General features: G+C 69.2%; 10 protein-coding genes. 7 read left to right on the top strand and 3 right to left on the bottom strand.

Annotated elements, in window-relative coordinates; translation table 11 throughout:
- Window positions 1-14 precede the first annotated feature (14 nt).
- Window positions 15-392 carry a hypothetical protein gene (locus ACFVYE_RS11385; RefSeq protein ID WP_383959696.1) on the bottom strand — a complete coding sequence of 126 codons (378 nt, stop codon included), beginning with the start codon at window positions 390-392 and terminating at the stop codon, window positions 15-17.
- A gap of 197 nt (window positions 393-589) precedes the next feature.
- On the opposite strand from ACFVYE_RS11385, the gene ACFVYE_RS11380 reads away from it, so the two are divergent.
- A complete protein-coding gene (locus ACFVYE_RS11380; RefSeq protein WP_383959698.1) occupies window positions 590-790 on the top strand; it encodes a superinfection immunity protein in 201 nt (66 codons plus the stop codon).
- Between the two features lie 125 nt (window positions 791-915).
- A complete protein-coding gene (locus ACFVYE_RS11375) occupies window positions 916-1410 on the top strand; it encodes a hypothetical protein (protein WP_389605176.1) in 495 nt (164 codons plus the stop codon).
- A 60-nt stretch (window positions 1411-1470) separates the two neighbouring features.
- On the opposite strand, the gene glyA is transcribed toward ACFVYE_RS11375, so the two are convergent.
- Entirely contained in the window at window positions 1471-2754 is a 1284-nt protein-coding gene (glyA, locus tag ACFVYE_RS11370) for a serine hydroxymethyltransferase (protein ID WP_383959702.1), read from the bottom strand.
- Window positions 2755-3180: 426 nt separating this feature from the next.
- On the opposite strand from glyA, the gene ACFVYE_RS11365 reads away from it, so the two are divergent.
- Together ACFVYE_RS11365 and ACFVYE_RS11360 are read left to right on the top strand one after the other, a co-directional pair.
- Complete coding sequence (locus ACFVYE_RS11365; RefSeq protein WP_383959704.1) at window positions 3181-5130, top strand: protease pro-enzyme activation domain-containing protein; 1950 nt, start codon at window positions 3181-3183, stop codon at window positions 5128-5130.
- A gap of 222 nt (window positions 5131-5352) precedes the next feature.
- Window positions 5353-7212, top strand: coding sequence for a DUF262 domain-containing protein (locus tag ACFVYE_RS11360; RefSeq protein ID WP_383959706.1), 1860 nt, complete (start codon window positions 5353-5355; stop codon window positions 7210-7212).
- A 273-nt stretch (window positions 7213-7485) separates the two neighbouring features.
- On the opposite strand, the gene ACFVYE_RS11355 is transcribed toward ACFVYE_RS11360, so the two are convergent.
- Window positions 7486-8553 (bottom strand): Ku protein, encoded by a 1068-nt coding sequence (locus tag ACFVYE_RS11355; RefSeq protein WP_383959708.1) that lies wholly within the window; start codon window positions 8551-8553, stop codon window positions 7486-7488.
- A gap of 61 nt (window positions 8554-8614) precedes the next feature.
- Here ACFVYE_RS11355 and ligD point away from each other — a divergent pair, with 61 nt between their 5' ends.
- The 3 genes from ligD (at window position 8615) to ACFVYE_RS11340 (ending at window position 12258) form a co-directional block, all read left to right on the top strand.
- Window positions 8615-9511, top strand: coding sequence for a non-homologous end-joining DNA ligase (gene ligD / locus ACFVYE_RS11350; RefSeq protein WP_383959710.1), 897 nt, complete (start codon window positions 8615-8617; stop codon window positions 9509-9511).
- A gap of 240 nt (window positions 9512-9751) precedes the next feature.
- Window positions 9752-11932 (top strand): HEAT repeat domain-containing protein, encoded by a 2181-nt coding sequence (locus tag ACFVYE_RS11345; protein WP_383959712.1) that lies wholly within the window; start codon window positions 9752-9754, stop codon window positions 11930-11932.
- Window positions 11929-12258, top strand: a complete 330-nt coding sequence (locus tag ACFVYE_RS11340) for a zinc-ribbon domain-containing protein (protein ID WP_383959714.1) — start codon at window positions 11929-11931, stop codon at window positions 12256-12258. The genes ACFVYE_RS11345 and ACFVYE_RS11340 overlap by 4 nt, the downstream gene beginning before the upstream one ends.

Below are 12258 nucleotides of genomic sequence, written 5' to 3'. Positions count from 1 at the left end.
TCGGGCCAGGCGGTCTACGGGTCCATGTCCTCCGAGCCGCCGGAACCGATCTGCTCCGCTCGCAGTGCCAGGTCCTGCAATACGTCGGCGGAGGTCACGTCCGTCTGCCCGGAGTCGTGCACCTGGGCCAGCATCGCGAAGGCCAGGGTGAAGGCGCCGACCAATTGCTCCACCGCGCCGCCGACCTCCCGGCCGACAAGGACCGCGACCTCTTCGATCGAGGCGTCCTCGGGGATCGTGATCCGGGGCATCGTCTCGTTCAGGAGCGCGGTCACCACGCTCGGATCGGTTTCCACATCGTCGCGGTCCACGTTCTCTTCGAGGAGCCGGCGGATCTCGCCCGCCTCCGTGAGGATTCCCACGACACGCTTCACCACTTCGCTCTGCTCCATCCAGTGAGCATAGGCGCGGTCCACTGCGACCTGCGGCCGGTCGGTCTTTCGTGCCGTCGCGCCTCCGCCGGGCCGGGGTCGGACCGGGGAACCGCAGGGGGCGGCCGAGCGTGCTCTCGTACAGGCAGGTGACGCGGCTGCTGGGCACCTCGGTCAGGTACGGTGACCGGCCCCGGTAATTCGATCAAAGAACCCTCATGGACACGGTGTTGACCGTAATAGTCGGTGTGATCGGCGCAGCGTTCTTCCTGCTGCCATCGCTGATCGCCTTCAACCGGAGCAGCGGGGATCGGTGGTTGGTCCTGGTCATCAATGTTGTCTTCGGCGCGACTCTCGTGGGCTGGGTTCTGGCCCTCTATCTGGCTCTGCGAAAGCCCAGGGTGTCCGCCGCGGCGTGATGTCCGTGCTCGCGAGCCGTATGGCGGGCCCGGCGGCTCAGCCGCCGGTGAAGTCGAGAGTGTCCGGGGGCAGATACCTTGAGGCCCTCTCCGGCCCCGATTCGTACGCGCCCTATCGTGACGCCATGCATATGACGCATTTAGCATCACGGATCGGCAAGGCGCTGGTCGTGACTGTGATCGCCGCCGCCCTGTCCCATCTGCTGCTGTCCGACGGCCTGTCACTGTCCCAGTGGCAGCAGGCCGCGACGAATGTGGGTGGTGATCTCGGAGGCTCCGGGGACACCGCGTTCTCGGCGGCGATCGTCAACACCCTGCTGGTCATGCCCGCCGTGCTGTGGGCGGGGATGCGGCTGTTGCGGGAGCGTCGCGTGTATCTGACCGTGGCCGTCGGCACCATCGGCTGGTTCGTCACCGTCGGAAACTACGTCGACCAGCTCAGCGTCCGGCCGAGCACGGTGATGCCGCTCGGGCCCCTGGCGCTGTTCATCACCGTCACCGCCCTGTCCTCTGCCGTCCTCCGGCCGCAGGAACGAGTGAATCCGGGATCGCTCTCCTCCACGTCGGCTCAGCCCGCCGAAGACCGAGCCATCGGATCTGTCGAGCGCGAGCCGGCGTAGCAGTACCTGCGGCGGTGACGACGACGTCAGGGAGCCCGGCCGCCCTTCCGGCCCTCCGCGTCAGCCCACCGGCAACCCCGGTGCCGGATAACCGTCCATCAGGCCCTTCACCTCCGCGCGCACCTTCGCGACCGCGGATTCGTCGTCGGTGCGGGCCGCCTCGACCACGCGGGTGATCCATTCCGCGACCGTGCCCATCTCCGAGGCCGGGATTCCGCGGGAGGTCAGGGCCGGGGTGCCGATGCGGATGCCGGAGGGGTCGAAGGGCTTGCGGGGGTCGTAGGGGACGGTGTTGTAGTTGACGACGATTCCGGCCCGGTCCAGGGCTTTCGCCGCGGTCTTGCCCGGGACGCCGCGAGAGGTCAGGTCGATCAGCAGGAGGTGGTTGTCCGTGCCGCCGGATACCAGGTCGAAGCCGCGGGAGGCCAACTCCTCACCCAGAGCCCGGGCGTTGGCGACCACCTGGTGGGCGTAGGCACTGAAGTCGGGGCGCGCGGCTTCCTTCAGGGCGACCGCGATCGCTGCCGTCGTCTGGTTGTGGGGGCCGCCCTGGAGGCCGGGGAAGACGGCGCGGTCGATGGCGCGTGCGTGTTCCGCCCTGCTCAGCAGCATCGCGCCGCGCGGGCCTCGCAGGGTCTTGTGGGTGGTGGTGGAGACCACGTCGGCATACGGGGCGGGCGAGGGGTGTGCGCCTCCTGCGATCAGGCCGGCGATATGGGCGACGTCGGCGACCAGGACCGCGCCGACCTCCTGGGCGATCTCGGCGAAGCCCGCGAAGTCGATCGTCCTGGGCACGGCCGTACCGCCGCAGAAGATCAGCTCGGGGCGTTCGGCGAGGGCCAGGTCGCGTACCTCGTCCAGGTCGATACGGCCGGTGTCACGCCGTACTCCGTACTGCACCCCGCGGAACCAGGCGCCGGTGGCGGAGACACCCCAGCCGTGTGTGAGGTGGCCGCCCATCGGCAGCGACATGCCGAGCACGGTGTCGCCCGGCTTCAGGAACGCCAGGTACACGGCGAGGTTGGCCGGTGAGCCGGAGTACGGCTGCACATTGGCGTGGTCCATCCGGAAGAGCGCCTTGGCCCGTTCGGCGGCGAGCGTCTCGACCTGGTCGATGTTCTGCTGGCCCTCGTAGTACCGCTTGCCGGGGTAGCCCTCGGAGTACTTGTTCTGGAGGACGGTGCCGGATGCCTCCAGCACGGCGGCGGAGACGTAGTTCTCGCTGGGGATCAGGCGCAGGGTGTCCGCCTGGAGCTGTTCCTCGGACGCCACCAGTGCGGCGATCTCCGGGTCGGCCGCTGTCAGCGCGTCATGGCGGGTGTGCGGGGTCACGGATACGGTCACGGGATCCTCCCGGGTCGGCCGCATTGCTGCGGCGTGGACCCGGATGCCCAGGCGGACGGCTCTCCGGTGATGACGCCCCCGGGCGTGCCCGGGGTGTGCCGCTCCCTCGTGGTCGATTCCACAGAGCCCCCCTGCCGGGGTGCGCGCCAGTCGCGGCATCGGTCACTTTATCGGGTGCGGGGGCGAGCCGCCTCGGTACCGGTTCGATGCCGGTAGCGAGTCGTCGGGCGGCGGACTCGATTTCGAACACCTGAGGGAACATTTCCGTAGATTCTCCATGAACTACCCCGCCACCAGGGCTACTTGGTCGATTCTTGGTGAATGCATGCCCCCTGCATGAGGCGTTCCTCGCCAGAGTGGCGCATTACATGTGCACATCATCCGGCACATGCTCCACACGCGAAGAACCACATCGCAGGGGGTTACATGAGAACCAGCCGCGCGAGAAGTCGCGCCGCGCTGAGCATGGCAGCGACACTGCCGCTGCTTGCCGGTGCGCTCGCCCTCGGGATACCGAACGCCAGCGCGGACTCCGCGCCGGGCGGGCGGGACGCGCTGCAGGGCACCAAGCCTGTCTGGGCGACCGCCAAGGCCGACCAGGGGGCCACGTCCGACAGCGGCAAGGTCAGCGTCCGGGTCCATCTGGCCGGACGGGACGCGAAGGGGCTGGCCGCCTACGCCGCTGCCGTGTCCGACCCGCAGTCCGCTTCGTACGGGAAGTACCTCAGCGCCGAGCAGGCGCAGGCCCGGTTCGGGGCCACTCAGCAGCAGATCGACCAGGTCGGCCAGTGGCTGAAGTCGAACGGGCTGACCGTCACCGGCGCCAACCGGCACTACGTCTCGGCCACCGGTGATGTGGCCGCCGCCGAGAAGGCGTTCGGCACCCAGCTGCGCAACTACCGCAAGGGCAGCCGGACCTACCGGGCCCCGGCCTCCACCGCCTCCGTGCCCGCCGGGCTGAGCGATGCCGTTCTCGCCGTCTCCGGCCTGGACAACGCGCCGCACAAGTCGAGCCACGACGAGACGCTGCCGCCGCCCGACGCGGTGTTCCGCAACTCCGGCCCCTTCTCCTCGTACTACGGCTCGAAGAGCGCGTCGACGCTGCCGAGCGCCTACGGGTCCAAGGTGCCGTACGCGGTCAGGGGCTACACAGGCAAGCAGTTGCGCGCCGCGTACGGTGCGGGCGACTGGACCGGCAAGGGCGTCACCGTCGCTATCACCGATGCGTACGCCTCGCCGACCATCGCGAAGGACGCCGCCGAGTATGCCAGGCGCAACGGCGACGCCCCGTACCGGAACGGGCAGCTCAGCCAGGTGCTGCCGGCCGACTACACGAAGACCGAGGAGTGCGGGGCCTCCGGCTGGTACGGCGAGGAGACCCTCGACGTCGAGGCCGTGCACGCGGTCGCGCCCGCCGCCGACATCGTGTACGTGGGTGGCGCCTCCTGCTACGACGCCGATCTGCTGGACTCGCTGAACAAGGTCGTCGACCACCGGCTCGCGGACATCGTCTCCAACTCCTGGGGCGACATCGAGGCCAATGAGACCCCGGACGTCGCGGCCGCGTACGACCAGGTCTTCAAGATGGGCGCGATCGAGGGCATCGGCTTCTACTTCTCGTCCGGCGACGACGGCGACAACGTCGCGTCCACGGGTACGAAGCAGATCGACGTCCCGTCCAACTCCGCCTGGGTGACCTCGGTCGGCGGCACCGCGCTGGCCGTCGGCAAGAACGACACGTACCAGTGGGAGACCGGCTGGGGCACGCTGAAGGCGAACCTCTCCGACGACGGCAAGAGCTGGACCGGCTTCCCGGGCGCGTACACCTCCGGCGCGGGCGGCGGCACCAGCTCGTCCGTGAAGCAGCCGTTCTACCAGCGCGGAGTCGTCCCGGACTCGCTCGCGCAGGCGAACGGGAAGAAGCGGATGCGCACGGCCCCGGACATCGCGGCAGTCGCCGACCCGAACACCGGCTTCCTGGTCGGCCAGACCCAGACGCTGCCCGATGGATCGCTCGGCTACGACGAGTACCGCATCGGTGGTACGTCACTGGCCGCGCCGGTCATCGCCGGTGTCCAGGCACTCGCGCAGCAGGCCCGGCACGGTCTGCCGATCGGTTTCGCCAACCCGGCGATCTACGCGCGGTACGGCTCGAAGGCGTATCACGACGTCACCGACCACCCGCTGGGCCCGAACCGCGACCTCGCGGTGGCCCGGATCGACTTCGCCAACGGCTTCGACGCGGCGGACGGCGTGCTGACGTCAGTACGGAGCCTCGGCAAGGACGCCTCGCTCAAGGCGGTCAAGGGGTATGACGACGTGACGGGTGTCGGGACTCCGGCGGCCGGTTACGTGAACTCGTACCGCCGGCACTGACGGACGAGCTCGATGTCGTGACTGCCCCGGGACTACGGCTCCGGGGCAGTCTTGTCGTATGTGCCGGCCCCCGGCCGGACCCACCTCGGGGATACGCCCTGGACCACCCTCCCCAATCAGCTTGTGCACGCCCCTCGTTCGCGGACGATTCCCACGTTCGCCCTGATCGACTGCCCCGTGATCGCTACGGTGGCGGGGCCAGGACACGAGGGAGGGACCAGGATGAGAGCGGACACTGTCGACCTGCGACGGATCTTCGGGAAAGACGTCCGGTACACGGTGCCGCTGTTCCAACGACCCTACGTATGGACCATGGGCGAGAACTGGGCCGCACTGTGGGAGGACATCCGCCGGACGGTCGAGCAGTTCGAGCGAGCGCAGGACAGCGGCGAGACGGTGCCCCCGCACTTCCTCGGCGCGGTGGTCTTCGACCAGACGCCCTATCTGTCATCGAACCTGGAGACGCGGCAGGTCATCGACGGGCAGCAGCGGCTGACGACACTGCAGCTGTTCCTGTACGCCGCCCGGCTGTCGGCGACAGCGTTGAACCACGTGAAGTCGGTGCGACTGCTCAGCAAGTTCCTGGAGAACGACAAGGACCTGTTCGACGCGGACAGGTATCCCGACCATCTGTACAAGGTGTGGCCGACCAATGCGGACCGTGAGGAGTTCCGGTCCGTGATGCTCGGCCAGGACGGCAACGGCCGGCTCGGCGAAGCGGTCGTGTACTTCCGGCAGGAGCTCGACAACTGGCTGTCGGAGGCGCCCGCCCCCGAGAACCGCCTCGACGCCTTGGTACAGACACTCAGAGAGCAGTTGCGGCTGGTCATCATCGATCTGGAGGAGCACGACGACGCTCAGGTCGTGTTCGAAACGCTCAACAGCCGCGGTACACCGCTGGAGCACGCGGACCTGGTGAAGAACCTGCTCTTCCGCGAGGCCGAACACGCCGGCGCGGACGTCGAGCGGCTCTATCTGACGTACTGGGCCCCCTTCGACCAGCCCCAATGGCGCACTGAGCAGACGACTGGCCGCATCACCCGGAGCCGGCTCGATGTCTTCCTGACCTACTGGCTCACCATGCGAACACGGCGTGAGTTCACCGCATCCGCCCTGTTCAAGGAGTTCGAGCGATGGCTGCGGGCGGAGGACGCACCCACTGAGGACGTCTTCGCCGAGCTGGCACGCTACGCAGAGATCTATGACCGCATCGACAAGCACCCGCTCAACGGCAGCGAGGGCAGGTTCCTGTACCGGCTGAAGGTCATGCAGACCTCCACCCCCATGCCCCTGCTTCTGTTCCTCTACGGCCTGGGCGACGACGTACTGCCGCCTCTGCGGCGTCGGCGGGCCATCCGCGCCATGGACAGTTACCTCGTCCGCCGGGCAATCCTCAATCTCAGCAACCGCGACTACAACCATGTCTTCCGCGACCTTGTCGCAGCCGCGTCCAAGCAGCCGGAAACCGCTGACGAAGCAGTCATCACAGCGCTGTCGGGGATGCAGGGCCATCATCGTCAGTGGCCCACCGACATCGACTTCACGACCGTTCTGGAGCAGGACCCGCTTTACACGCGCCTCTACAGGCATCGGGTACGGATCCTGCTGGAGGCCCTGGAAGATGCGCTGCGCACCGACCACACCGAGCAGCTCACCATGCCGGTCGGCGCGGATCTCGGATCCAAGCTGACGATCGAACACGTCATGCCACAGAGCTGGCGCGACAACTGGCCGCCCCTGGAGGATGATCCCGACGAGGGGTCCGGTCGTGACGAGCTGGTCCATTCACTCGGCAATCTGACGTTGGTGACCACCCGCCTCAACCCCACGCTGGGAAACATGGCATGGGACGACAAGCGGAAATGGCTCGGTGAGCACAGCCTCCTCCGGCTCACTCACGGCACCCTGCTCAACGCCCCCGCGGGGGCCGACATCAGCGCTTTCGGCGACTGGAGCTCCTCGTGGGACGAGCACCGGATCCACACCCGCGGGGCTTACCTCGCCTCCTTGGCTGTGGGGATCTGGCCGTCGGAGGCAGAACTCCGGGCCATTGCGGTGCTCGACCCCTCGGAGGGGGCATGAGCGGGGGTGGCCCCGGCTCAGAGGCATCTCCGGCCGTCAGAGGGGCCCGAACGACTCCACAACGTATCGACCGCACTCGGTGAGCGGTGGAATCCATTGTGGATCGATGACGATCCCTGCGGTGAATCGGGCGGGTGAGCGGACCGCGCTGGTCACGGACCGCAACGGGGAGTTCGACCAGGACGCGGGCAACAGTCCGGCAAGAGGTTCCGCCGTCTGATCGGCGAGGGGCGCGTCCAGCCGGGCGGGGCCGGCAACCGGGGAACCCGTATCTCAGGCCGAGGCGCGCTTGCGAGGGGCCGCCTTCTTCGTCGTCGACTTCGTGTCCGACTTCGCGGTGGTCTTCTTCGCCGTCGTCTTGGCGGACGACTTGGCCGTCGACCGCGCGGCGGTCTTCTTGGCGGGTGCCCTGCTCGGCGTCGACTTCTTCGTGGCCGTCTTCTTCGTCGACGCCGTGGCCTTCTTCTTCGCTCCGGTTCCGCCCGACTTCTTGCGGCCGGTGAGCGAGGTGACCCCGGCGACGGGCGCGTTCGCCGATTCCCCGGCGGTCTCCGGCTCCTCGCCACGAGCCTCCTTCGCGGCCCGGACGCTGTTCTCCAGCGCTGCGATCAGGTCGATGACCTTGCCGCCGCCCGAGGCGTCGGCCTCCGCCGGCTCCAGGGTCCGGCCGTCCGCCTTCGCCGCGATGAGTTCCTCGACCGCCTCGCGGTAGTCGTCGTGGAGCGAGTCCATGTCGACCTCACCGAGGGTGGCCATCAGCGCGTCGGCCAGGTCGAGTTCGGCGTCGCGGACCGTGACCTCGGTCTCCGGGGCGACGCCCTCGGGGCTGCGGATCTCGTCCGGCCAGAGCAGGCCGTGCATGGCGATCACATCGTCGACCACCCGCAGCATGCCGAGCCGTTCGCGGCCGCGCAGCGCATATTTCGCCACGGCGACCTTCTGGCTCCGCTTCAGCGCCTCACGCAGCAGGGTGTACGGCTTGGCCGCCGGGACTCCGTTGGCGGAGAGGTAGTACGCCGCGTCCATCTGGAGCGGGTCGATCGAGGCGGCCGGCACGAAGGCGACGATCTCGATCGTTTTGGCGGTGGGGAGCGGGAGGGAGCTGAGGTCCTCGTCGGTGATCGGGATCATCGAGCCGTCGGCGTCCTCGTACGCCTTGCCGATGTCGGCGGCGGTGACCTCCTGCTCGTCGATCTCGCAGACCTTCCGGTATCGGATCCGGCCGCCGTCGGCGAGGTGGATCTGGCGGAAGGAGACCGAGTGGCTCTCGGTGGCGTTGACCAGCTTGATCGGGATGCTGACCAACCCGAAGGAGATGGCGCCGTTCCAAATGGACCGCACTGTTCACCCCTTGTGTTCGTATAGATACCTATAGATCCGGTAAACGTGTGATTCTTATCGTATGACGCCGATCACAGAGGTGGAGGGGCGGCGGCTGGCGCTCAGCAATCTCGACAAGGTGCTGTATCCGGCCACCGGAACCACCAAGGGCGAGGTGCTCCACTACTACGCGGCCACTGCGGCGGGGGCCCTGCTCGCGCATCTGTGCAACCGGCCCGTGTCTTTCCTGCGCTATCCGGACGGACCGGACGGGCAGCGCTTCTTCACCAAGAATCCGCCGCCGGGTACGCCGTCCTGGGTACGGACCACCGCCGTGCCGCACCGTGAGGACAGACAGGCCAGACAGGTGGTCGTGCAGGATCTGGCCTCGCTGATGTGGGCGGCCAATCTGGTGGTGGAATTCCACACTCCGCAGTGGCAGGCCGACGCGCCCGGGATCGCCGACCGGATGGTGTTCGATCTGGATCCCGGTGCGCCGGCGACCGTGGTGGAGTGCTGCGCGGTGGCACTGTGGCTGCGCGAGCGGCTGGCGGCGGACGGGTTGCTCGCGTACGGGAAGACCTCGGGGTCGAAGGGGCTGCATCTGCTCGTACCGCTGGAGCCCACCCCCGCCGATCGGGTGTCGGCGTACGCGAAAGGGCTGGCCGTCGAGGCGGAACAGGAGCTTCCGGAGCTGGTCGTGCACCGGATGACGCGGGCCCTGCGGCCGGGAAAGGTGTTTGTCGACTTCAGCCAGAACGCGGCGGCGAAGACGACCGCCACGCCCTATACGCTGCGCGCCCGGCCCGAACCGACCGTCTCGGCGCCCGTCACCTGGGCGGAGATCGAGGAGTGCCGGGCACCGGGGAAGCTGGTCTTTCTGGCCGGTGACATGGGGGCGCGGCTGGAGCGGTACGGGGATCTGCTGGGGCCGCTCATCAATCCGGACCGGGCAGGGCGGTTGCCGGCCGCGCGGTAGGGGCGGGCAGGGTTCCGGGACCGGGTGGGGACGGCCGCCGTCCTGCCCCCGATCGCGGGACGGGCTGCTTTCATCGGTCGATCGGCACGTCCGGAATTCGCCCCCGGAGCCCATAGCGCACGGCGGACGATCTTGTCATGTCCGTCAGGAAAAGACCGCATGTGGAGGGCGGAGCGTCCGAGCCGTGGTGCACACTCCTCGCAGACACTGCTTCGTGGAATTGCGTGGGGAGGCGATGGCGTGTTCGCAGGAATCGACGAGGTCGACTGGGCCTCGATGGAGCATGCCTACGGGCCTGCCGATGATGTGCCGGCGATGCTGCGGGGTCTCGCGTCCGCCGATCCGGCGGAGCGCGAGGCGGCGCTGGACGGCATGTACGGGGCCGTTCACCACCAGGGTGATGTGTACGCCTGCACACTGGCCTGCATTCCGTTTCTCTTCGAGCTCGTCGTGGATCCGGGCGTTCAGGACCGGGGCAGCATCGTCGAACTGCTCACCAGCATCGGCGGCATCGATCTGGACGAGGACGACGAGGACGAGATCGACGAGGACGAGATCGAGGGCGCGGCGAACTATGCGATGGCGGCGACCGCCGTCACCGCGGGTGCCGGGGTGTTCTTCGAGCTGATGGCCGACGAGGACCCGGGCGCGCGGCTCTCCGCGCCCCTGGCGCTCGCCACGCTCCACAGCCACCCCGTGCGGGTCCTCGCGCTGCTGCGGGAGCGGTTGCCGGTGGAGCCGGCCGAGGAGGTGCAGCTCGCCCTGGTCGAGGCCGCGGGGCGGGTCGCTCTGCGGCATCGTGCGCTGGCCGGGCAGGCGGCCGGCTGGCTGACCCGGCTGGCCGGTGAGGGGTTCCCGCCGGGGTTGCGGCTCGCCGCGCTGGCCCAGCTGGCGCGGTGCGCGCCGGATGCGCTGCCGGGCGATGTCGTACGAGTGGTGACGGGGCTGCTGCGGCAGCTGCGCCCGGTGCCCGTGCGTCGGGCCGGGGCGGCGCCCGCGGCCGATGCGCAGGCCGGTCCGGGAGAGGCCGTCGCGGCCGTCGACGCGCACTCGGAGGCGGCCGGGACCGGGGAGCCGCCCGTCGAGGAGCGGGCCGCACCTGTGACCCTGGTGGGGCAGTTGCGCGCGCTGTCCGACGAGGAGACTTCGGGTCGCGCCACCCCCTGGACGGCGGACCTGCTGCGGACGCTGCACGTCGGGCTCGACGACCGGGTCGCCGAGCGGACGGCGCTGCTCACGTATCAGCTGCGCAGCCCCGACCACCACCAACGGATCGACGCGCTCCGGATGAGCAGCGGGCTGATCCGGGCCTGGCGCGGCTCGTACGAGGAGCTGGTCCGGCTGGTGGGCGAGCAGCTCGCCACCCCCGAGCCACGGCTGGCCGAGGCCGCCGCGCATGTGCTGGAGGAGCTCTTCGGTCTCGCCGCGCCCGCCGCCGATGCGTTGGCGGCTCGGGTGGCGGCGGACCCCGACGCCTGGGTTCAGGACTGGCCGAGCGGGCCTCCGGGGCTCGGCAGCGCAGTGAAGGCGCTGGCCAGGCTGGGCGATGCCCGTGCCGTGCCCGCGCTGGCCGCCGCGCTGGAGCGGCCCGAGGTGCCGCACGATGTGGGGTTCGCCATCGGCTGTCTGGGGGCGGCCGCGGCCCCGCTGACCACTCTGCTGCGCCGCAGGCTCGACGAGGTCCGTCTCGACGAGAGGGCGTACGACCAAGCGAGCCCGCTGCTCACGGGGCTGACCGCGCTGCGGGCGGACGAGGCGATGCCGGAGGTGCTTCGGGTGCTGCGCGGCGCGCCGGAGTACCGGGGCGAGTGGCTGCGTACGGCGGCGCTGCGGGCGCTCGGTTCGTTCGGGCCCGCGGCGCACAGTGCCGTACCGGAGCTGCGTGTTCTGCTGCGCCGCCCCGGGAACGCCTCGGCGACGGAGGCCGCGGAGGCCCTGTGGGCGGTCGACGGGGACGCCGACGCCGTGCTGCCGGTACTGATCGAGGGCCTGCAGGCGGAACGGGCCCACGAACGGCGCTCCGCAGTGAACGCGCTGGGCAGGCTCGGAACGCGGGCGGCGGTGACCGCGCCCCGGCTGCGCGCACTGCTCGGGCACGAGGAGCTGTGGCTTCGGGTGGACGGGGCGATCGCGCTGTGGGACGTGACCGGGCGGGCCGACGAGTCCGTGCCGGTGCTCCTGGCGGCCTGGGAGAAGAACCGTCATGTCCGGGTCCGGGTGGCGGAATGTCTGGCGCGGACGGGTGTCGCTGGTGCAGGGTCGGACGTGGCACATGTGCTGCGCGCAGAACTCGCCTCCGTACGCCGTCACAACGCGATGGACGGTGGATACGGCAGCCACGACACATACGAGGACGAAAAGCTGCTGGCGCTCTGCCGGCAGGCGCTTCTGGGTAATACGGGGAAGGGACCCACAACATGATCATTTTTGGTACGCGGGGTTATCTGTACCAACTGGCCATCCTGACGATGGTCTGCGGCTGGTGCGGCAATCCCGCCGCGCACACGCTGCGCAAGCGGGTCACGAAGTTCACGCTGTTCTTCGTGCCGCTGTTCCCGTTCTCGACGAAGTTTGCGACGCAGTGCACGTTCTGCGGCGGGGAGCAGCAGATCCCGAAGGAGCAGGCCGAACAGCTGCTGGCGCAGCATGCCGCCTCGCAGGACGGCAATCCGTTCGGACAGGTGCAGGGACAGGGACAGCCGGGATACGCACCGGGTGGACAGGGACAGAACCCCTACCAGCACTGA

The organism is Streptomyces sp. NPDC058239 (assembly GCF_042882185.1).
Lineage (GTDB): Bacteria > Actinomycetota > Actinomycetes > Streptomycetales > Streptomycetaceae > Streptomyces.
This window is presented reverse-complemented; position numbering and strand designations above follow the sequence as displayed.